Annotated in this window: 14 protein-coding genes; 6 read left to right on the forward strand and 8 right to left on the reverse strand. The window is 49.7% G+C overall.

Going from position 1 to position 22527, the window contains the following annotated elements; translation table 11 throughout:
• Positions 1–23: 23 nt before the first annotated feature.
• Positions 24–3116: a SusC/RagA family TonB-linked outer membrane protein gene (locus BMW65_RS07880; RefSeq protein WP_245747554.1), complete on the reverse strand. Its 3093-nt coding sequence runs from the start codon at positions 3114–3116 to the stop codon at positions 24–26.
• A 227-nt stretch (positions 3117–3343) separates the two neighbouring features.
• Between BMW65_RS07880 and BMW65_RS07885 the strand changes: the two genes are divergently transcribed.
• The 4 genes from BMW65_RS07885 to BMW65_RS07900 all read left to right on the forward strand — a co-directional run bounded on the left by BMW65_RS07885 (position 3344) and on the right by BMW65_RS07900 (position 8739).
• A complete protein-coding gene (locus BMW65_RS07885) occupies positions 3344–4087 on the forward strand; it encodes a GntR family transcriptional regulator (protein ID WP_090605364.1) in 744 nt (247 codons plus the stop codon).
• 63 nt (positions 4088–4150) lie between these two features.
• Positions 4151–5074, forward strand: a complete 924-nt coding sequence (locus BMW65_RS07890; RefSeq protein WP_090605365.1) for an OmpA family protein — start codon at positions 4151–4153, stop codon at positions 5072–5074.
• A gap of 236 nt (positions 5075–5310) precedes the next feature.
• Positions 5311–6984 (forward strand): M14 family metallopeptidase, encoded by a 1674-nt coding sequence (locus BMW65_RS07895; protein ID WP_090604375.1) that lies wholly within the window; start codon positions 5311–5313, stop codon positions 6982–6984.
• A 12-nt stretch (positions 6985–6996) separates the two neighbouring features.
• Positions 6997–8739, forward strand: coding sequence for a M14 family metallopeptidase (locus BMW65_RS07900; RefSeq protein ID WP_090604377.1), 1743 nt, complete (start codon positions 6997–6999; stop codon positions 8737–8739).
• A 49-nt stretch (positions 8740–8788) separates the two neighbouring features.
• On the opposite strand, the gene BMW65_RS07905 is transcribed toward BMW65_RS07900, so the two are convergent.
• The 5 genes from BMW65_RS07905 to BMW65_RS07925 form a co-directional block, all read right to left on the reverse strand.
• On the reverse strand, positions 8789–10915 hold the full coding sequence (locus BMW65_RS07905) for a response regulator (protein WP_090604379.1): 2127 nt from the start codon (positions 10913–10915) through the stop codon (positions 8789–8791).
• Positions 10916–11001: 86 nt separating this feature from the next.
• A complete protein-coding gene (locus tag BMW65_RS07910) occupies positions 11002–12015 on the reverse strand; it encodes a YihY/virulence factor BrkB family protein (protein ID WP_090604381.1) in 1014 nt (337 codons plus the stop codon).
• Entirely contained in the window at positions 12012–12425 is a 414-nt protein-coding gene (locus tag BMW65_RS07915) for an acyl-CoA thioesterase (protein ID WP_090604383.1), read from the reverse strand. The genes BMW65_RS07910 and BMW65_RS07915 overlap by 4 nt, the downstream gene beginning before the upstream one ends.
• Positions 12425–13471 carry an endolytic transglycosylase MltG gene (gene mltG / locus BMW65_RS07920; RefSeq protein ID WP_090605367.1) on the reverse strand — a complete coding sequence of 349 codons (1047 nt, stop codon included), beginning with the start codon at positions 13469–13471 and terminating at the stop codon, positions 12425–12427. The genes BMW65_RS07915 and mltG overlap by 1 nt, the downstream gene beginning before the upstream one ends.
• A gap of 61 nt (positions 13472–13532) precedes the next feature.
• A complete protein-coding gene (locus BMW65_RS07925) occupies positions 13533–14291 on the reverse strand; it encodes a PASTA domain-containing protein (protein WP_090605369.1) in 759 nt (252 codons plus the stop codon).
• 205 nt (positions 14292–14496) lie between these two features.
• Between BMW65_RS07925 and BMW65_RS07930 the strand changes: the two genes are divergently transcribed.
• Positions 14497–15498 (forward strand): D-alanine--D-alanine ligase, encoded by a 1002-nt coding sequence (locus BMW65_RS07930; RefSeq protein ID WP_090604385.1) that lies wholly within the window; start codon positions 14497–14499, stop codon positions 15496–15498.
• A gap of 10 nt (positions 15499–15508) precedes the next feature.
• Here BMW65_RS07930 and BMW65_RS07935 read toward each other — a convergent pair whose 3' ends face one another.
• Positions 15509–21097 (reverse strand): alpha-2-macroglobulin family protein, encoded by a 5589-nt coding sequence (locus BMW65_RS07935; protein WP_090604386.1) that lies wholly within the window; start codon positions 21095–21097, stop codon positions 15509–15511.
• Positions 21098–21134: 37 nt separating this feature from the next.
• Entirely contained in the window at positions 21135–22058 is a 924-nt protein-coding gene (locus BMW65_RS07940; protein WP_090604388.1) for a helix-turn-helix transcriptional regulator, read from the reverse strand.
• 210 nt (positions 22059–22268) lie between these two features.
• Between BMW65_RS07940 and BMW65_RS23870 the strand changes: the two genes are divergently transcribed.
• Positions 22269–22520, forward strand: a complete 252-nt coding sequence (locus BMW65_RS23870; protein WP_143053839.1) for a hypothetical protein — start codon at positions 22269–22271, stop codon at positions 22518–22520.
• Positions 22521–22527 lie beyond the last annotated feature (7 nt).

Genomic DNA, 22527 nt, shown 5'->3' on the forward strand with positions numbered 1-22527 from the left:
TTTCATCGCTCAAAGTATTTCGGTTAAAATTGGAAGCTGGTACCTAATGTGAATGTCCTCGGGTTGGGATACTGGAAAAAGAAGATATTTTGCCCCCATTGGTCGCCGCCCCATGATGTTGCTTCCGGATCATAACCCTTGAAGTCGTCTGATTTGACCAAGAATGCATTCTGTACGCTTGCATAGATACGCAAGCCCTTCAGGTTCCATTTGTTCAGTGCCAGATCACCGAAGTTATAGCCGAGTGAAATAAGGTTGCCACGGATATAGGATCCGTCGGCGACCCAATGGTCATCCACTTCGCTATTCTGCCCCGAATAAGGGCCGTTCCGGATTTGCTGGATCATGGTGTTTTGGTTGTCTTCGGTCCAGCTTTCATACAAGGTGGAGGCAAATCCGTTCGAATAACCCGTACGATCCTGCATCGAGTGGAAAAACTGCTGCAGGATGTTGACACCGAACACAAATTGGACATCGACCGTCAGGTCGAAGTTTTTGTAGCTTACATTATTTACGAAGCTTCCCACCCAGTCAGGCAGCCCCTTGCCGATGACCATGCGATCGGCACTGCGTTTGGCTTCGCCGGGAATGGCACCCACCGCGGCTGCTTCAGCGGCCTCATCAGTGCCCCATGTACCCAGGCGGCGATAGCCCCAGAATGAACTAAGCGGTTCGCCCACACGCAGGATGGTTTGGCTGCCGGATACCCAGTTAGGCCCAGGGAAGATATCTTCGTCATTTTCACCCAGTGCTTCTATCCGGTTTTTGTTGTAGCTAAAATTAAGCGTAGATTGCCAGCGCAAGGCGTCATTGGCCACCGGGGCACCCGATACTAATATTTCAACACCCCTGTTGGATACTGAGCCGATATTGTCCCGTACACCGGTGAATCCGGTAGAGGTAGGCACAGGTTTGTCCAGCAGCAGGTCTGTAGTGAGTTTGTAATAATAATCAACACTCATGCTCAGCCGCCTGTTGAATAAGGCCAGATCAAACCCAATGTCAAACTGTTTGGTCTTTTCCCATTCGAGGTTGGGGTTGGGCAGACGGTTTACGTAGCTCTGCGATACACGGGAGCCGTTTAGCAGGGTGGTTCCTGTAGAAATGGTGCCAAGCGATTGGTATGTCGGGATTTCCGTATTGCCGGTAATACCAAAGCTGGAGCGCAATTTCAACTCATTCAACCGTTCAATCCCGCTAAGGAACGATTCTTCGGACAATACCCATCCAAGCCCCGCCGAAGGAAAGATGCCGTATTTGTTGTTTTCCCCGAAGCGTGACGATCCGTCGACACGGCCCGTTACTGTCACCAAGTATCGGTTTTTAAAGCTGTAGTTTCCACGAAGGAAATACGAGTTCATTGTCCATTTGTCGTAAGACGAACCCGGCGCGCCCGGTTGGCTGGCCGACTGGATGGCGTTGAACCGGAAGAAATCATCAGCAAACCCCTGTGCGGAAATGTAATTATTTTCATAATTGCGCTGTTGCCAGCTTAATCCCAATGCCGAATTGATACGGTGTTCGCCAAATTCCTTGTTGTAGTTCAGGTAGGTTTCCTCCTGCCAGTAGAAGGAACGTTGGTTTTCGAGGTAAGCGTAGCCGAGCGGTGCGGAGATGTTGATCAAATCCGTGGGGCTATACTCCTGAATGTTGTTATCGTGCTTGTCAAATCCGAATTGTGTACGTAAGTCCAATCCGGGAAGGATGTGAAACGTTAGGTAGGCATTGCCAAACAATTGCTGCCGTTTGCGGAGCCTGTCTTGGGTTTCCAATACGTGCACGGGGTTCGGGATGGCTTCCAATCCGTAAGCATCTGTGATCATGCTGCTGTTTGCCCAAGTGCCGTCGGGAAACTTCACAGGAAATATCGGTGGCATTTCCAGCATGGATCTGCGGGGCATCTGATGGCCACCGCCTTCTTCAAACTCGTTTTCACGCGTGTAGTTGGCCAGTAGGTTGATACCTAGTGAAAGCCATTTTTTGGGTTGGGCATCATAGGCGATTTTGCCATTTACACGCTCCACCCAACTGCTCAGCATGATACCCTGCAGATTCGCATAATTGAGGAATGCGCCAAAGGACGAATTGTCGGCCTTGGTTTGTACCGAAAACTGGTGTGTGTTTGAAAAAGCAGTGCGGGTGGCCTCTTCCTGCCAATCGGTATCATACAAGGGGTTTCCCTGCGCATCGAACAGGCGGGGGTCGTTGCGGGTAAATGCCGGTGGGGAGCCATCTGGGTTATATTTGGCGTAATTAGCAAAGCCGCGCTCAAGGACTTCCATGTACTCCTGGGCATTGAGGACGTCGAGTTTGCGGGGCAGGACGCCCACGGTAGCGAATCCATCATAACCCACAATGGTACCGCTCACCTTAGCGCCGCGTTTGGTAGAGATCAGTACGACGCCATTGGCGCCACGCGCCCCATAGATGGCGGTAGAAGAGGCGTCCTTGAGTACTTCCATGCGTTCGATGTCATTGGGGTTCAGAAACTGGATGTTTTCCATGACCACGCCGTCTACCACAAAGAGCGGATTGGAAGACGAATTGATGGTGCCTAGTCCCCTGATCAGGATGCGTGGACTGCCCGAAGGCGACCCGGAATTCAGGAATACGTTCACCCCCGCCACGCGCCCCTTCATGCCCTGCAACGGGTTCGATACGGGAGCTTTAAGCAAGTCATCGCCGGATAATACCGCGACCGAACCTGTCAGGTCGGATTTGCGCTGCGTTCCGTAGCCTACTACAACCACTTCGTCAATCTGTTGGTCATTCGGCGTGAGCAGCACCTCCAATGTTCGGTTGCCAGCTACGGCGATCTCTTGGCTTTGATAGCCCAGGTAACTAAAGACCAACACCGATTCCGTTGAGGGAACTTCAATGGCAAAGCGCCCGAATTCGTCTGTTGTGGTTCCTTTTTCAGTCCCTTTCAGCATGACACTTACTCCGGAAAGCGGGGGATTGCCTTGCGTGGCGTCTACGGATTTGACGATACCGGAGACCGTGACCCCAGCAGGTTGACCATGCCCTATGAAAGGGCATAGTATCCCAAAAATTACACCTATGGCAAGCACATGGGATCTGAGCTTCGATAGGCAATAAGCATAGTGGTTCATCATAATAATTGAATAATTGGTGTTTAATAAAAATGTATGTACATATAAAAAATATGCTAATTGTGGTTGCGTATTTGTTGTTTTATTAGTTTTATAAACCGGTTTGTTTGTTAGTATGTATATACATATGCAAATATATATAAAAATCTAACAAATCAAATTTTTTTCTAAATTTGCTTCCTACCGTCGCTTTTGACTGGGAGTACTTACTTGGTAAAACTTTAAATGATTTGAATCTCAGGATAGATCACAGTAGTCCAATACCGCTTCATCTTCAGGCAGAAGAACTATTGCGTAAAATGATTACACAGTCTGAATACCAATCCGGTAAACTTTTGCCTAATGAAGTAGATTTAGCAAAGCGGCTTGCGATATCCCGGGCCACGTTGCGACAGGCTATCAATAAACTGGTTTATGAGGGGTTGCTCGTCCGGAAAAAGGGAGTTGGCACCAAGGTAGCAAGCCGGAAAGTCAGTTCTAAATCCAATAACTGGCTGAGTTTTTCACAAGAGATGGCCGCGCGCGGTGTTCCTATCAAGAATTTTGAGCTTCATGTATCGTGGGAAACCCCGGACGATATGCTTGTCCGTTTTTTTGGCATCGACCCCCGCCAAAAGGTGTTGAAACTGGAGCGGGTGCGTGGACGGCAGGAAGGCCCGTTTGTTTATTTTGTTTCCTTTTTCCACCCGCGTATCGGTCTTACGGGCGATGAAGATTTTACGCGGCCGCTTTATGATATCCTCGAAAAAGATTTCCACGTGGTGGCCGATTTGTCAAAAGAAGAGATCAGTGCACTGGTGGCTGATGAATTTTTGGCTAAGAAGCTGGAAACCGATACCGGGGAGCCGGTTCTCTTCCGTAAACGTTTTGTCTTCGACCAGGCGGATAGGCCGCTTGAATATAACCTGGGATACTACAAGGGGGATAGCTTTAACTATACCGTCGAGAGCAGGAGGCAGGGCATTTCAGGATAACCCCGTTATTTTTGGCATCAAGTTGGCATGGTATCTCCTGAATATATTAAAAAAGGAGACGTTATGAAACGGTTGTCAATATACGCCGGTATGGCCTTTTTGGCTATGGCGTTGCTCTTGCCGGGATGCGTGAGTAATAAGAGGTATAACACGCTTCAGGAGAACTATGATGCAATTCTTCTGAAGGAACGGGAGGTGGCCGCACGTTACCAAGATGTGCAAAAGCAGCTTTCTTCCGCGAATACCAGGGTAACAAGCTTGGAAGACCAGATTGCCTCGGAACGGGCTAATGTGAAATCGCTCCAGGAGGCACTTAACCAGTGCCTTACTTCCTCTAACCAAGGCAATGTGAATATTTCCAAATTGGTGGATGAGATCAATGCTTCCAACCGGTATATCCAGCATTTGGTAAACACCAAGAACAAAAGTGATTCGCTGAATATGGTGCTTACCAACCGGCTGACCCGCTCATTGAGCCGGGAAGAAATGCAGGATGTGGATGTGCAGGTACTGAAGGGCGTAGTCTATATTTCTTTGTCAGACAATATGCTTTACAAATCAGGTAGTTATGAAATATCTGAACGGGCAGGTGAGACACTCAGTAAGATTGCCAAGATTATCATGGATTATAGCGACTATGAAGTGTTGGTGGAGGGCAATACGGATAATGTGCCTATTTCACAACGCAATATCCGCAATAATTGGGATTTAAGTGCGTTGCGTGGCTCTTCGGTGGTGCAGGCATTGCAAAATGACTATGGGGTAGATCCCAAGCGCCTCACTGCTGCCGGGCGGGGTGAATACAATCCTATTGCGAGCAATGACACAGAAAGCGGAAAGACACGCAACCGCCGTACCCAGATTATTATTACACCGAAGCTCGACCAATTCATGGAGCTAATTGACAAAGCGCCGGAAAATGGCGCTACCCCAGACACAGGAAGCACCACGGTGGATACGACCCGGGTATTGCCTATTCAGCAATAACGACATCAATCATCACATGCAGCCCGTATTTAACGGGCTGCTTTTTTGCCAACCGTACCGCCTGTAACATTTATATCACATCGGCTACCAGCATGTAGCAGTACACGGTTTTTATCTAAATTGCACCAAAAAAATCAAACCGATGACTGAATGAAACCTGTATGGGGGCTACTGCCCGCAGGAAAGCATGTGAGCTCATGCAGGCTTCATCACCATTAAAAAAATTATTTATGTAGATGAAAAAAATCTTACTATCCTTATGTGTGGCATTGTTGTGTGGAGGTAGCCTCCGTGCACAATCCAATTACAGCAACAGGCAACAGCTTGCCCAACGCGTGAATACACTTGCAAAAAGTTATCCCCAATATGTCAAAACACAATCGCTGGCCAAGACGGTTGGTGGTTCGGACATCTGGATGGTCACCATCGGCACGGGACAGACCGACCAGAAACCGGCCATTGCCGTGGTAGGCGGGGTCGAAGGCAAACACCTGCTCGGGGTCGAGCTGGCTATCGGTTTTGCTGAAAAGCTGCTTGCCGGTGCAGTCGCGGATAGCGTCCGGCAATTGCTTGATGAACAGACATTTTATGTGTTTCCGAACATGAGTCCGGATGCCACGGAGCAATATTTTGCTGCGCTCCAATACGAGCGTAGTGGGAACGCGAATAAGGCCGACTATGATCGGGATGGCCAAACGGGGGAAGACGGCTACGACGACTTGGACGGGGATGGCAAAATCACATTTGTCCGTGTGGAAGACGCGACAGGCACACATATCCTCAACCCCGACGATCCGCGCTCGTTGATTCCAGCAGATTTGGCAAAGGGACAGGCTGGCCAGTACCTGTTGTTTGCCGAAGGGATTGACAACGATAAGGACGGCCAGTTTAATGAAGATGGTGAAGAAGGGATTCATTTCAATAAAAATGCGACCTACCGGTACCGGAATTTCCTGCCCGGAGCTGGTGAGCATGCCGTATCGGAAGTGGAAAACCGGGCGTTGTTTGATTTTTTGTATGACGCCTTCAATGTGTATGCTGTGGTGGCTTTCGGGCCGTACAATAACCTCTCGACGCCTGAACAAGTGGGCAGGAGCGGCGGGGATGAGCAGCCGCAACTGGGACGGCGCCCGGGGGGACGCAAAATTACAAGCTGGTCGGCACAAGATGCCAAAGCGAATGTGTTTGTCTCCGAGCAATACAATAAAATAACCGGAACAACAGGGGCTCCAAAGACGGTGGCTGGTGAAGGAAGTTTTGCCGAATGGGCTTACTACCATTACGGAAGGTTCAGTTTCAGCACACCGGGCTGGTGGGTACCTTCGGTGAAAGCAGACTCCACAGGACGGGCACGTGGCATGGGCAGTAGCGCATCAGACCCTGTAGGGGCTTACCTGAAATGGGCGGCATCCGAAGGGATTACCAACAATTTCACGGAATGGAAGGCCATTGAACACCCGGATTTCCCCGGCAAACGTGTGGAAGTGGGAGGGATTCATCCCTTTGTGCTGACCAATCCGCCATATGCCTTGGTTGACGGCATTGTTGGCAAACATACCGATTTTGTCATCGCCTTGGCGGGCATGGCGCCGAAAGTCGATGTGTTGGATCTCAAAACGGAAAAACTGGATAATGGACTTACGCGCGTATCGTTGAAGGTGTTTAATTCGGGATTGCTACCCAACCTGACGCAGGTGGGCGAACGCAGTTATTTCCTGAAACGTATCGCCGTGAATGTACAGACCACAGGCAATCAGCAGGTGTTGAGCGGACGCAAATCGCAAACTCTTGATGCCATCGGTGGCCGTGAGACCGTTGAGTTGAGTTGGCTTGTGCAGGGCAGCGGCAAGTTGAGCATCAAGGCTGGAAGTGTTTCCTCGGGCACAAAAACTGTTGAAGTAACCCTTTAAATCTGACAAACCATGACAAAAAGCAAAAAATATATACTGACATTGTCCGTAATGATGACCATGGCGTTGATGGCGATGGCGCAAAAACCGGAGAATATCCTGGCGGCGGCGGGGTCGCCGCCTAATCCCAAGGTGCCAATCAGCTGGAATAGGTACCATGATAATACGGCGCTGGAGGAAATTTGCCGTAAGATGGTAGCTGCCCACCCGGGCTTGGTGTCCATGGCCTCCATCGGCAAATCCGTGGAAGGACGTGAACTCTGGATGCTCACCATCACCGATAGGGAGCAAGGCTCGGCGGATCGAAAGCCTGCGGCCTATATAGACGGCGGCATCCATGCCAATGAAATACAAGGTGTCGAGTTTGCTTTGTACATCGCTTGGTATGTCACAGAAATGCATGCCGCTGGAAATCCGTTTTTCAAGCAACTGCTTGCAGAAAAGACTTTTTATATTGCGCCAAGCATCAATCCGGACTCCCGGGATCATTTCATCCATAACCCCAATACGCAAAATTCCTCCCGATCGGGGCAAAAACCAGTGGATAATGACCGCGATGGCTTGGTAGATGAAGATGATTTTGATGATCTCAATGGCGATGGGCATATTACCCAAATGCGGCGCAAAAGCCCGTATGGCGAATACGTGTTGGATCCGCAAGATCCCAAACGTCTTATTCCTGCTGGAGAGGGACAAAAGGGTGAATATGAATTGCTGGGCTATGAAGGGATTGATAATGATGGCGATGGATTGGTGAATGAGGACGGCGCAGGGGGGTATGACCCCAATCGGGACTGGGGATGGAATTGGCAGCCCAACTATATCCAGGGCGGCGCTTATAAGTATCCATTCTCGCTTCCGGAAAATCGTGCGGTGGCTGACTTTTTTCTAAGCCACCCCAATATTGGGGCGGCGCAGAGCTTCCACAATACGGGGGGACTTCTTTTGCGAGGTCCCGGTGCGCAGGAGGATGAGCCCAACTTCACCCGAGATGACATCGCCGTGTACGATGCACTCGGCAAGAAGGGCGAAGAGCTAATACCCGGCTATCGGTATATTGTCACCTATAAAGATTTGTATTCGGTATACGGTGGCGAATTTGATTGGATGCATGGTGCACGTGGTGTCTTCGCGATGAGCAATGAACTGTGGAACGCCAATTTTTACTTCAACCGGCAGCAGGGAGGCGGAAGATCACAGGCTGATCAATACCTGTTTGACCAGTACCTGATGTTTGGCGATGGTTTTGTGGAATGGAAACCTTATAACCACCCCCAATATGGTGAAATCGAAATCGGTGGCTTTAAAAAGAATTACGGACGCTTACACCCTGGTTTTCTGTTGGAAAGCGACGCGCATCGGAATGCGTCATTCGTGATATACCATGCCTACCATACCCCGAAGGTAGCGGTAGCTGATGTTGAAGTGGTCGATGCGGGTGGAGGACTCAAGCAAGTGACCGCAGTAATAAAGAACGAGCGGATTATCCCTACACACTCGGCTCATGATATCGCGCACAAAATTGAAGTGCCTGATGTGGTATCACTCAGCGGCGGTACGGTGGTGGCTGGCATGGTCGTGGAAAACCGGGATCTGGGCATCACGACCGAACAACGGAATGACCCCGCAAACATCAAAGTGTCCAATATACCGAGCAACGGCATTACAACTGTACGATGGCTGGTGAAGGGGGGAGATAAATTCACCGTGACCGTTGACAGCAAAAAAGGTGGTACGGCGTCTAAATCACTTTAATGAATAGCAAGCTGACGGGGTATCACCCTGTCAGCTTGCTGGGTTAATGTCAAGCAAGTGCTTTTAAAATAGCTTTCACGATCTCAGCTTCTGTAAACGGCTTTTCAATGAACCCATCAAATGACGCTTCTGTCGGCCTTTCTTCTGCATACTTCAACGTAGACATGTCGGCAGAGATGGCTAATACACGGATGGACTTATAGCGTCCTTCGTTACGGATTTTTTCCAGCAGCTCTACACCGCTTATACCGGGCATATTGATGTCCGTAATCACAACATCTACAAGTTGTTCCTGTAGGAACGCCAATGCATCTTCCCCATTGTTGACGGTGTAGGTATATCCGACGCCCTTGAAGAACTGTTTCATCAGGAGGATGTTTATGGGATTGTCATCCACTATCAATAGACGTAGGTTACGGGGCAAATCTGATAGCTTGGTTTGCTGTTGCCCTTGCGTTTCGATTTTACGCTGGGTGAACGGAATGTCTGCAAAGAAAATTGATCCCTGCTCCTGTTTGCCCTTTAGCCCGATGGTGCCGCCCAATTCCTCAACCATGATTTTGGCGATGTATAATCCCAAGCCGATGCCTCCTGAGTTTGGACTGGCGGTAAAATATTTGCGGAAGACATGGGGGCGATTTTGCTCTTTGATGCCTATGCCACTATCCTCGACTTCGATATGCAAGCAGGAGTCGCCGCTGGTGCCGGAAAGAGATGCCCGGAAAATGATTTCGCCTTTCTGGGTATACTTGATGGCGTTACTTAAGAAATTAGAAGCTATTTGCCTTATCCTGAATTCGTTGCTTAATAAGTGCAGGTGCGGGTCTATCTCGATTTCTGTGCATAAACGCAGGTTTTTTAATTCTGCTTGGTTTTTATGCAAGGTGACCACCTCTTGGAATGATCGATGGGGTGCAAAATATTCCAAAGCGATATCCCCCTTATTGGATGCTTCGAGCTTGCTGAGACTCAGGATGTCGGAAATGTTGTTGCTGATGATGTTGATGCTGTAGTAGGCGGAATCGATTAACTTCGCATCGATATTGCCGGATGCCGTCCTGTTTTTAAACAGGTCAATAATGCCCAAAAGAGAATTGAGGGGGGTGCGAATTTCATGGCTGATATTGGCCAGCACATTGGTTTTCTCTTCTGCGAGCTTAGCGGCATAGTCTTTTTCTTCCCGGAGCCTGCGTTCGTAGGAGGTGGCATAAACTTGGTAGTAGCCCAAGGCTACTATCATGACAAGCATGAGGATTAATGCAAAAATCAACTGCTTGCCAAATCGCTCGATATTTTTTTTATAGAGCGTAAAATCGTGCTCTTCCGCTTGGCGAAGCACATAGATATCAAGTTCCTCAATGGTTTCGACGTTTTCTTTTAGCCCGTTCAATAAATCGAGGTTTGTGGTGATCAGTTGTCTTTCCTTTTCTTGGAGCCGTAAAAACGTATTCCGGAGCTGGTTGAGGCTGCTGGAGTACAATTGGGCTATTCCCTGCTGGACGGCCGATAGGTTCTCTTTAAGTAAAGTTACCCGCTCGATATCGAGCTGCTGATGTTCATTCGCTACTACAATGGTGTCGTCCTTTGCGTTGAAAATCCGTTTGAACAGGCCCGGTTTTTTGCGTACTATGGTGTCCGCCATTCGCTTTTTCGTTGAATCGATCAATACTTGATTGACAATAGCGTCCATTTTCGATGGCCTGATTGGCTTTACGCGGATTGATCCATTAAGCAGGCGAAGTGAATCGCTGGTATGTAATACCAAATGATCCAGCCGCTTTTTGAGCGTGGCAAACTCCATCGCGATTTTTTGCTGGTCTGCTACCTTTAAAGCAGCATTGTTCATCGGATTATTGCTGAGGGGTAGGGAGGCCAGTGAGTCTACAAAACCCTTGAGTAAATGGAGTCTCCCAAGGTATGCGTGATAATTGCTGTCTGCAAAGTCCAAGGTGTACAAACGGAATAGGTTTTCGACCTCACCGTATGTTGAAAACAAATACCTGAGACTTTCCGATCCTGTTTGCCGTATTTCATAGGCGTTGGTCAGCCGCTTTTCCAATACCCGGTATTGGCCGTATTGGTAAATAAAGACAGCTCCAATAAACAGGAACAAGATGACAAAACAGCATAGCAATGCAATTCTGACGGCAGGCGTTTTTTTGGCGTTTTCTTTCATGGTTAATCGGCTGATGTGCGATAGGCACGGCCAGATGTGGTTTTAACCCATAAAAGTGTGCCAAAATTTCATTTTTAGAAAAAAAATTAATTCTTATTTTTTTGTTCGTTTTTTGGATGTACCGATTCGTCAGGCGCGTTGTCTGTCTTGAACGAGTTGAGCTTTCGGGGACGTACAATCTTGATACTCTGCTTAGAAAGGGCAATACTGGCGTTTAGTTCAAATCCGACCAGCAGTATCAACGAGTTGAGATAAAGCCAGATCATGATGACGATCAAGGTACCAATCGATCCGTAAATTTTGTTGTAAGCGTTAAAATTATTAATATAAAATGCAAAGCCGGAAAATGTCAATATGGCAAGTATGGTAGCCAGCATGGCACCTGGGCTAAAAAGCTTCCACTTCCTTGACGATGCTGGACCGAATTTATAGAGTATGCTTACCGTGAAAAAATAGATACCAAAGAGGATCAGCCAACGGGACGCGGTGATGACAAAACGCCAGAAAGCTGCATTGAACGCGATGGTTTCGCGCAAATAGCCAATGACATAACCAGCCACGGTGAAAATTGTCATCCCGACGGTGAGGGCAATGATAATCATTAGCGTGAGGCCGATGGCAGCCAACCGTTGGTGGCCCCAACTGCGGCTTTCTATAAGCAATGACGCTTTATTGAAGGCAAGCATCAATGAGCTTACCCCATTGGTTGCGAAAAACGTGGCTAGGATGAAACCGACGGAAAGCAAGCCGCTGTTTTGGTTTTTTACGATATCTTCCAGCGTCGACTCCACGGCGAGGAACGCGTTTTCCGGCATAATTACTTCCATGAAATCAAGCAGTTGCTGTTGGAAATTGGCGATCGGTATATAGGGTATCAGTGTAAATAAGAAGATGATGCCGGGAAAGATGGCCAACATGAAGTTGTATGCCAGTGAGGATGCTTTGTTGAGAATCGATTCGCGGGCAATTTCCTGGAAAAAAAATGTAGCGACCGTATACAAAGGTAGTGATCCAAACCCGGGAAGCACAACGCTCTTGGTCCATTCGACAAAATGGCAGTATGGTTGGAATTTCAATAGTATACGATGCGCCCAACTCATGGTTTATCAAAATAGGGTTGCAGGCGACTCAAGAAATCGGGAGGAGCCATACATGGTTTGTTGCGGGCCATATCTACGAAGACCAACGTGGTATGTCCCGTGTTTAGCAACTCACTTCCCTCGTTAAACAATTCATAGTCAAACCGGATTTTTACCGCGGGTTTTTCGTTCAGATAGGCCTTTACCGTGATTTCTTCGTCATACCGCGCGGGTTTGAAAAACCGGGAATACAGCTCCAATACCGGTAGCATAATGCCGCTGTCCTCCAATGCTTTGTATGAAAACCCCAAGCTGCGGAATAATTCTACACGACCCACTTCGTAAAAAGCAGCGTAGTTGCCATAATAGACATACCCCATCTGGTCGGTTTCAGCATAGCGAACCCTAAGTTTCGTTTCAGACGTATACATTAGCGCATGATATTTCGTTCATTGAGAGCTTGCTGGAATTTGCGTGCATTCCTGCTATGTTCGGCTTGCGTCACCGCAAAGTTGTGGTACCCCGAAAAATCGTCCTTGGCTACCATGTAAAGGTAGTCATGATGCTGGTAGTTCAATACGGCGTCAATGGCAGCGATGCTCGGCATCATAATAGGTCCCGGAGGCAACCCACGGTATAGATAGGTGTTGTAAGGCGAATCTGTGCGCAGGTGCCTGTATAGTACGCGGCGGATGGTGAAGTCCTGGTTGGCAAAGATCACCGTAGGGTCGGCTTGCAACAACATGCCCTTCCGCAGCCTGTTGAGGTAGAGACCGGCTATAGTAGGCATCTCATCGGTATGCAATGCTTCACCTTTTACGATGGCAGCCAGTGCGCTGACCTCCTGTGGGGTCAGATTGAGCTTTGCTGCTTTTTCGCTGCGTTCTTCATTCCAAAACTTCTGGTATTCTTCGTGCATCCGCTCCATAAAATGAGCAGCGGACGTATTCCAGTAAAATTCATACGTATTGGGAATAAACATGCTGAAAAAATTCTCGCCATTGAATCCGTAGCGGGCAGCAAGACTATCGTCATCCAGCAGGTTGATAAAGGCAATGGAATCCGGTTCAAGTTGATTGGCTAATATACCCGCCAGATTTTCCTTCAGCCGGATGTTCTCGAAGCGGAGCTTTACGGGTTCTTGGAAGCCGCCGCCTAATTTATTGATCAATGTCCGGTTGTTCATGCCGGGCGTAAGCTTGTATTTTCCCGGTTTTACCCGGCTGGGATATTCCATTTTGTTTGCTGCCCAGCGGAAAGAAGCGGTATCGTTTACCGCGTGTAGCTCTCCGATGCTGGTCATTACATCTTCAAAATCCCAGTGTGTATAAATATATAAATATTCGCTTTCCGCCGTGACGTTAGGTTTAAAAAATCCCTTATAATATCGATAGCCAATGACGCCCCCGGCAATTACTGCGACTAGTACAATGACGAGCAGTGTCTTGAAAAGCCCTTTTTTTTTCTTTTTTTTCATACTGTTGTTTCTCGACTGCTTCCCATTGTTCATGTTATTGCTGTTCATCGTCGGTTGGCCATCATGGGTTAACCAATGCGATGTTAACTGGTGTCCCGATGCTGACCATGGGATCTTCGTGGGTGGGTGTCTGCGAGATGACCACAGCACTAAGGCTGTCGGTCACTATGCCCATGTAATTTACCGTGCCCAGTGTCAGCGATGCACCTTGCAATGCAAAGCGAACTTCGGCCAAGGTCAAACCGCTGAGGTCAGGCACCTGAACTTCATTCGCCCCTCGTCCGTCGCCCAGTACCAAATCAACAGTCGATCCTTTCGGGACCGGCCGGCCGGCATTAAGCCGTTCGCCTCCGAACTTTACATCCAGGACGACATCGCGGGCGATATCAGGGATATACGTGGTATCACCCAGCTTGAGGCCATAGCTGTTCAGGACAGCGCGCGCTTCCACAAAAGTTTTTTCCACAAGCTCGGGAAAAGCTACTTCCGGTGCAGTTCGCGTAATGATCGTCAGGTAAAGGGTCCGGTTCTTTTTTACCTTGGTACTGGGATCGGGATCCTGCTCGATCACCAAACCGGGGCGTGCATCCACTTGATACACGGAGTCCAAATCGTATTCGAAACCTTGTCCCTGCAATTTTTTTATCGCGTCGTCTATCAGCAACCCTTTAAGTTCGGGTACGGCGACAGATTCATTGTGGCGCGTATATTGGCGGAGGCTGAAAACAATGATCAGAAAGAAAACGGTTAGCCCGATGAGTGCGGCAATGAGGTTTTTTCTAAATGTTTCTGTTCTTAGGTACTGAAAAATTTTTACCATGTTATATCCTGTCATATCGGCACTGTAGGCCATTTTAAGGTGTAATGCTGCAATATTAACGCCACACTTTGTATCCCATGAAATAAAGTGGGATCTACAGGGCAAACTTAGCCAAACTTGCTTTCATATGCAAGTGAGGAGGTGCCGTGCCAACGCCGGTAGAAAATTTCGTTTTTCTGTATTTCACCGTTTATCTTTGTCAACTATGAAGCTTAAAATCGCATTGCTTACTGGAGGATACACGGCGGAATCCGAGGTTTCGTTGAAAAGCACGGAGTTTGTCTACCAGCAGCTGGACAAATCTAAATTTGAGGTTTACATGATTACCATCACGACCGGCGGTTGGTTTTATGTGGGTGACAACGGGGTAAAGCATACCATCAACCGGGACGATTTTACATTATCCCTGGATGGGCATATCATTCGTTTTGACGTAGTTTTTATCATGGTACACGGATCGCCGGGAGAGGACGGTCGGTTGCAAGGCTATTTTGACATGGTGGGGTTGCCCTATACCTCGTGCGATGCGCTTACTTCGGCCCTGACGATGAATAAGGCTTACACCAAGGCTGTCTTGGCAGGCATCCCTGATTTGTACTTGGCCAAGTCGGTACAACTGTTCGAGTCGCAACGCGAAGAAGCGGCAGATATGGTATGCCGCGAACTGTCATTGCCTTGTTTTGTGAAACCGAATGCGGGAGGCAGCAGCATCGGGATGACGAAAGTGAAAACGGAAGCGGAATTGCCTGAAGCGATTGAAAAAGCATTCAATGCAGCGAATACCGGCAGACAGGTTATTGTGGAAGAGTTTGTGGAAGGCAGGGAGTTTTCCGTCGGCATCTACCGGCGTGCCGATGGGCTGTTTGTATTGCCGGCTACCGAGGTCATCACCGAGCGTGAGTTTTTCGATTTTGAGGCCAAATATGTGCCGGGCTTGACGGAGGAAATCACTCCGGCAATCCTCACACCGGAACAGCGGGCCCGCGTTGAGCGGTTGGTGAAGGCTATTTATATCCGGCTGAACTGCAAAGGCATGGTGCGTGTCGATTATTTCCTGGAAAAGGATACTGATCGTTTCTTTTTCATTGAGATCAATACCGTGCCGGGACAGACCGCCCAAAGTTTCATCCCGCAGCAGGTGCGTGCCGCAGGAATGACGGAAACGGATTTTTATAGCGAGTTGATTGTGATGAGTTTAAAGTCGTAACTCTTCCAACTCAATTCCCCACCACTTCCACCCAGTTTCCGGGGATGACAGCCTGTATCCGGTTGTCATACATCGCTTCGGCGCTTACCGCTGGCATGAAATACTTTCCGACATAGGAGGCATTGAGTAACACCCGAAAGGTCAGCGTCTCCTGTGGCCTGACATTGAAATGGGTAAGCACACGGTCGTCACGGATATCCTTGTAGGTGGCAGGCGATGAATGTAAGGCCGACTCGGTATCGCTCAGCCGCGTGTTGATGATTTCCCAGCCCGATGGGAAGATCTGCGCAAGCGCCATGTGCTCGTATGTACCCATATTCCCGGTGTTTTTGATGGTTACTTCGGCGATGAAATCCGTGCCTTGTGCAAGTTTTACGGGATTGATGGCTTCGCCCTTGCCGTTGGTATAACGCACGTTCATCGCCAGCAGATTGGGATTGTTGGTCACGGGTGGGTTATCGCCTGCGGGCAATTGACCTTCGCGTACAACGCGGATATACAGTTTGCTGCCACCGTTGTTTTGGATGCGCAGCTGATTGCTGGGGTTTGCCCCAGCTAGGGTGATGCGGTGTAGATAGGTATCCATTGCCACGTTAGTCGAGTTGCCGTTGAGCACATACGCAAAAGCAGCTTTGTCCTGGGTATTGCCACCAAATTTACCGATGGCCAGCAGAGCATAGGCGGTAGTTTGTGTACTGTACCAACTGTCATCCCCTAATCCGGCGGCGACGGCGCGTAATACACGTTCGGCTTCCTCGCGCCGTCCCATCAATTCCAATGCCTCCAATATCATCGCACGGTCGCGCAAAGCCGAGCCAAAGGTGTGGCCGGCTTGCTCGTAGGGTTTTCCGTCAATGGGCCGGTTCCTCACCAATTGGTTGGCTGCAATGCCCTGGCCAGCCAATTGATAGGCGGCCGCAAGGCGCCACGCCGCTTCATCGGACAGGTGCTGGGATTCTTTCAGCCGGTTCATTGCGCCCAGCTCGGGCGCCTTGGCCAGTGCCATCACGTACAGCCGGTAGGCTTGCACCAAGTCACCGCCGCGCCAATTGTATTGGTCGGGTGTCCAGTTTTGTGCCATGCCGCGTTGGTAGCGCAACCATCCATCAAGAAAGCCCGTTGGCAACACGAAGCCTTTCGCCTGCGCTTCCAGCAGGAAATGACCGGCATAGTTGGTGCTCCACTCATCGGCCTCGTTGGCACCGGGCCAGTAACCCAATCCGCCGTTGGACAACTGGTAGTTGCGCAGCCGATTGATGCCAGCTTTTATATTGCGATCGATGGCAGCCTTGTCTGCTTCGTTTAGTGCCACGATCCGATTGAGCATCAGCTGGGGGAAGACGCTTGAGGTGACCTGCTCCACGCATCCGTACGGATAGCGGATGAGGTAATTGAGCCGCTTGCTCAGGTTGATGGGCGGTAGGGACGATACTTCCACCATCGCACTGTTGCGGTTGCCCGGCCCGAGCGGCCGGATGTCTTGCTGCCACGAGGCACCAGTATTGATTTCGGCCTTGTCTATGGAAGTAATGAAGGGATTGGGATTGCGGATGTCGATTTCCACTTCATATACGGCAGTTTCATTGCCACTTTTGGCTACGACCCTCACGTTGCCTATGCCGGTACGATTTCCAGCGGTGACTGTTGCGTAAGCCATCTGTTCGCCCTGCTGGGCGAACGTGAGCGTTTGTTTCCCTTGTTGCACGGATAGTCCACCGGAGGCCGTTGCCTCAAGATTTACCTGCTTGATGTGGTTTTCCATGGCAAAGACGGTGAGTGGCAGTTTGAAGGTTTCCCCCGGGCCAACTACCCGTGGCAAGGTAGCCAGTAGCATCAGCGGTTTTTTGACGGCCACAGCCTTTTCGGCGAATCCGTAAGCGCCATCTTGACCAGCAACAACCATCGCGCGGACGGAGCCAACATATTGGGGTAGCGTAAAGGCATGTGTGTTTTTCTCACCTTTGCGCAGCGTAAAGGGTCCGAGGAATTTGACTACGGGTTGAAAACGATTGGCCTTGGCGGGATTTACGTTGCGGTCGATTTCACCGTCGCCTCCGATGCTGAGGATACGTTCAAGATCGCCTCCCCATGCGCCAAGTACTTGGTCAAATAGATCCCACGATTTGACGCCAAGCGCTTCGCGGGCATAGAAGCTGGCGTGCGGATCAGGTGTCTTGAAGCGGGTCAGATCCAACAACCCTTCATCCACTAAGGCGATGGTATAGGTCATGGCCTTGCCTGACGTTTCAGAAATGGTGATGCTGGATTTCGTTTCTGGGCGCAAGGTTTCAGCCATCGTTATTGCCGGCTTGAGGATGGTTTGCGGGTTTTCAACGTGCAGCGGTATCACTCCGTACATGCGTATGGGAAGGTCATTGGCTGTTTGCGCGTGCGGTTGCAGCAGCGTGACGTTGACGAATACATTTGGGGCCATTTCTGCTGTTGCTTTGAATGTATAGGTGGTCTGTCCCTGCTCGGTGGCTATCCATTTGCTTTGGAGCACACGGCTACCATTTTCGATGCTGATGAGGCCTCTGCCATCGGCGGAGGAAGGGATGGTCAGTGTGATTTCTTCACCCATGCGGTAGGATTCCTTGTCTGCCGTAAACGATAGCATGGCTGCTTCGGTAGGGTTGTTTTGTTGCTCGCGCTGTGCCCATCCGGGCCAGTCGATATACAACGTCTTCCCCGAGGCATGGCCGCTGGCGAGGTCGACGATGCGTATCAGGTAGCGCCCCCAATCGGGGTAATTCACGCGGATATTCCATTTGCCACGGCCATTGTTGAGCGTAATGGTTTCCTTCTTGAGCAATTGGTTGTATTGGTCTTGCGTGAAGTTGCCCAAGTATTCTTCTTCCTGGTTCCACCACCATCGCCAGCGAATTTTGTAAAACTCCAGCTGCACGCGGCGTGTGCCAGTAATTTTCTTGCCGTTGGCATCCACGTCTACGATTTCCACTTCATGATTCTCGTCGGTGAGCAGCATGCCCGACAGGCGGTTGCCCTGTGGCGTACGCAGTCCCACATAGCTTTCATATGGGCTGTACGGCATGCTCACATTGTCAATACTGAAATTGCCTCCCGGCTCGAATACACGCGTAGTAAAACTGGCCCGAAGCATGCCAGGGGCTTCGTTGGTAGCCGTGATGTCAGCAGGGAAGGACGCCCGTCCCTGTCCATCCAACGTGCCGTCGAAGAGCACCTCGCTTTCGGTCGTGAAGTTGCGTGTCGGGTCGTCAAACGTGTACTGTCGGTAGTTCGGGAAAACGGTGGTCACCGGAGACACGACGGCCTCTACACGGGCGTCGAGATTTTGTACATCGGCACCGAAGAGCCATTGGGCAGCGAGCTGTATGGGCGTGCTGCTACCTTTGCGCAGTACCTTGTGCGCACCAAAGTCAAGCGCAATGCGCAGGCGATTGGGCATGACTGTCTCTATTTTCAGCGTTTTCTGGAACACAGCGCCGCCGACACTCACCTTGGCCAGCCAATTGCCTGTCGGTGCGGTGGATTCCGTCTGTGTCTTGAAGGCATAAAAGCCATTGGTATGCTTGGACTCCACCAAGCGTCGGCTCAATTGCCCCTTGGGATTGTACAATTCAAATGTGACGGGGTGGCCCTCGGGGAGGTTGGCTGATTGGTTTTCCATGATAAACCCGATGAAAAGGGAGTCTCCGGGACGCCAGACGCCGCGTTCGCCATAAATGAACCCTTTGATGCCTTTTTGTACAATATCGCCACCTACGTCAAAACGTCCCAGGGGAAGCGTAGCGCCATCATCGAGCTTGAGGTAGCCGCGTTCCTCACTTTTGGTGGCAATGAGCATGAAAGGTTTGCGAGAGGCATCGATTTCGACGAATCCCTCGCCATTAGTCGTGCCGGTCTGGATGACCTGCTGCTGGTAATCCAGCAGTTTCACTTCTACACCTTCCATGGGCTGGGCGGTGAGGATGCTGGTGGCAATGACGGTCATGCTGTTGTCATTACCACGCTTGGCAATAAGCCCAATGTTGGAAGCCAACATATCGCGGCTGGCCCACCGTTCGGTGGTATAGTATGACGGGTGGCATGGGTTATTGCGTTCGTTCCAGTCATAGTCATAAGGGTAGTAGCTGTTGTACCGCGACCAGAATTCGTCGTCTTCATCGATATTGTCGGCATAGTAGTAACTGTATTGGTCCGCGTCGCCCCGGGTATCTTCCGTCGCCCCGGTATCACCACAGGGATATATGGAATAGCTATGGCGGAAGCCAACCAAGATGCGGTAGATAGCGCCGGGTTCGGCTTTCAGCAACTGGTCAATGTCCAGTGAAAAGCGGTTTTTGCGCCGTAGGTTGAGGCCTTTGTCGGTATCCAGTGCGATGGTTTTCTGCACGACGGGCTTAGCTACACGACGAAGCTCGTATTTGCTATCATACGTATTCTGAAAATATTGAGGCACATTGTTTTCATAGATTTTTACGATGGTCACATCCACGGCGCGCAGGTTGACCGCCTCGAAGGGTATGGTAAGCTTGCCTGATCCGGGTAGGATGGTGCCCTTGCCGGGAATGTTGACGGATGGCAGCCTGTTTTCGAAGGTCACATTGGCGGAATACGTAGCGGTGATTTTTTTGGTATCGATGTTTTCCACGCCTTCGTTTATAACTACGGCGTAGTCTCCCTCCAGCCTGTCTGTAGCATATACCTTCACCTCGCTGCCGTCAATGGTGTAACGCGCGTCACCGATGCCACTGACGCCAATCAAGCCGTTGAGCTGTTGGGCTACCAATAGTGGATCCGAAAACTGCACCAGCACGTATTGTTCCGGCTCATGTACTGCTCGGATATCGAGCACCTTAAATGCTCCGATTTCCGGCACTTCAACATCCCGGCTATCCTTCTTTTTGGAACCGATGGGAGCGCCGTCCCATTGCAGCGTAAGCTTAGCAGGCTGCTTACCGCGGGGGATGGAATCAACGGTGAATGCCGAGACACGACCTGCACCATTATGCGCCCACTTAATGCCTATGGGTTTGCCACTATATGTGGCCGTCAGCATCTTTTCGATAGCTTCGGGCTGTTCGGTATCGGCAAAATAGATAGTTCCAGTAAACTTCATGCGATCCAGCGCACCGGTGGTCTGTGCTTTCAGTCCGTCCGTTTCAAGGCTATACGAAGGGTCGATGACTTTAAAATCAAAGACAAAGGTCTGCAACTCAGCACGGACTTCGGCTACCTTGCCAAGGCCGAAGCTTACGCGGTATTCCGCTCCCGGTTTGAGCGGGCCATCGGGCCTGAACTCCAGGGTACGGGCATCTATCCAGTAGAGCTTGCCTTTTACCGTGGGGCTGATGGCAATGAGCTGGCGGCTTTCTTCCTGGTTGGTCTGCTGGAATGTATTTACTTGGGCTGCAAGGCGCACGCGTATCGCACTTTCACGGGAAACCACGCCCGTGGTATATCCTTCGATATATTCAGCGAAGGCTGCATTGCCGGCATTCACGATGGCCGGTTGATGGTGCTTCCAAACAAAAAAGGTGATGGCTGCGATGACGAAAACCCCGGCTGCTGCAATGGTGGTAGTCCTGCGTGCCGGGATCCAATTGGCTTTGTCCATGTGCAATAGGATTTATAAAAGCGAATGTACGGATTTTTTACGCTTTAAGCTTGCTGGGCAAATAGCCGAAGTGTTTTTTGAATGCCTTGGTAAAGTTATAGGGTTCACCGTATCCCAGGGTATAGGCCACTTCATGTACGCTATACGCCGTGTCAAGCAACAATTTACGTGCGTATTCCATCCGGAGTTTCGTGAAATATTCGAATACCGTAGTGCCGAAAAGTTCCTTGAACCCTTTTTTCAGCTTGAAATCATTGAGTCCTGTTTCCTGGCATATTTTCCGCATGTTTAACGGTTCAAGCATGTTTTTATCAATGAATGCCCTGGCTGCGTGTAGACGTGCCCTGTCGGGCGATGACAGGTTTTGTACGCTAATGCTGTTGAATGTCTCTGCCTGCAATGCCTGGGCTAGGAAAAGTTCAGCGATTTTGGATTCGTAGAACAACTTTTTCATTTCACCCGTATACGCACAATGCTGGAGTTCATGGATCAATATTTTTTGCTGCGGCGTTATGGGCAGTGGGATCGGCGAAATATCGGCCTCTTCCATGCGGCTTACTTTTTCCCAGAATCGCTGAAGGCAATCGAGTTCATTGACCATCAACCGTTTGAAGTGGTGTTCGGTCATGCTTACGCCGAAGGTGTCTATACGTTCGCCTTTTACGGAATACATCCCTTCAAAATACGGCGAGAAGCTGAGGATATGATGGTTGTGCTGAAGTTCGTATACTTTCGGGCAATGTTTTTCCTTGGCTTGGCAGATGCCTACTATGGAAAAATACATGGTCAGTATCGGCTCTGTCTGGCAATCCGTTACCCAAGCGTGCTGGTATCGTTGGCTGCTGGCTGAGAACACGCCCAATCCATCATGTGACAGGTGGATGGTGGCGGCGATATCGCCAGGGTTTTCGAGGCCGATATGTTGAACGTTTGCCAAGGGGGAGTGTTGGTAAAGATCCATGTTCCACGGAAATTAATGCCAGCATGTTTGTTGCCCAAAAATAATTCTTTGGGCTGACATTGCCTAATGAAAAATATTTATTTTTTAGGTAATCAGTATGTTATGTTTTTTGGCGGGTTTTTAATCCGTTTTGCATGGGGTGTTTTCATTTCCCGTTTTTCATTTTCGCATCTGTCGAAATTAGATACGCTAATGGTCTACCATATCGGGATGAAAAGTGTTTATATGCAGCCTTCATTGGATGGCAAATTATTGATTACGGTATATCGGACAAATGTGGCTGAGGAATGGCAGGCACAGTCCATATTGGAAACGCTGGCGTTGCGATTTCCCGGCGGCTGCCGGTTTAGTTTTGACCTTTGGGATTGCGATCGCGTGTTCAGGATGGAATCGGCGACAAATATCGATACGGAAGTAGTGTCGTTATTTCGCGACCAAGGGTTCGAATGTGAGGTGCTATAACCGCTGT

Origin of the sequence: Parapedobacter koreensis, assembly GCF_900109365.1 — a bacterium.
Lineage (GTDB): Bacteria > Bacteroidota > Bacteroidia > Sphingobacteriales > Sphingobacteriaceae > Parapedobacter > Parapedobacter koreensis.

Excerpts from the sequence above, each read along its gene's own strand:
- BMW65_RS07900 (WP_090604377.1), top strand. The coding sequence starts at position 6,997 with ATGACAAAAAGCAAAAAATATATACTGACATTGTCCGTAATGATGACC.
- BMW65_RS07930 (WP_090604385.1), top strand. The coding sequence starts at position 14,497 with ATGAAGCTTAAAATCGCATTGCTTACTGGAGGATACACGGCGGAATCC.
- BMW65_RS07890 (WP_090605365.1), top strand. The coding sequence starts at position 4,151 with ATGAAACGGTTGTCAATATACGCCGGTATGGCCTTTTTGGCTATGGCG.
- BMW65_RS07910 (WP_090604381.1), bottom strand. The coding sequence starts at position 12,015 with ATGAGTTGGGCGCATCGTATACTATTGAAATTCCAACCATACTGCCAT.
- BMW65_RS07940 (WP_090604388.1), bottom strand. The coding sequence starts at position 22,058 with ATGGATCTTTACCAACACTCCCCCTTGGCAAACGTTCAACATATCGGC.
- BMW65_RS23870 (WP_143053839.1), top strand. The coding sequence starts at position 22,269 with ATGAAAAGTGTTTATATGCAGCCTTCATTGGATGGCAAATTATTGATT.
- BMW65_RS07915 (WP_090604383.1), bottom strand. The coding sequence starts at position 12,425 with ATGTATACGTCTGAAACGAAACTTAGGGTTCGCTATGCTGAAACCGAC.
- mltG (WP_090605367.1), bottom strand. The coding sequence starts at position 13,471 with ATGAAAAAAAAGAAAAAAAAAGGGCTTTTCAAGACACTGCTCGTCATT.
- BMW65_RS07895 (WP_090604375.1), top strand. The coding sequence starts at position 5,311 with ATGAAAAAAATCTTACTATCCTTATGTGTGGCATTGTTGTGTGGAGGT.
- BMW65_RS07925 (WP_090605369.1), bottom strand. The coding sequence starts at position 14,291 with ATGGTAAAAATTTTTCAGTACCTAAGAACAGAAACATTTAGAAAAAAC.
- BMW65_RS07935 (WP_090604386.1), bottom strand. The coding sequence starts at position 21,097 with ATGGACAAAGCCAATTGGATCCCGGCACGCAGGACTACCACCATTGCA.
- BMW65_RS07880 (WP_245747554.1), bottom strand. The coding sequence starts at position 3,116 with ATGATGAACCACTATGCTTATTGCCTATCGAAGCTCAGATCCCATGTG.
- BMW65_RS07905 (WP_090604379.1), bottom strand. The coding sequence starts at position 10,915 with ATGAAAGAAAACGCCAAAAAAACGCCTGCCGTCAGAATTGCATTGCTA.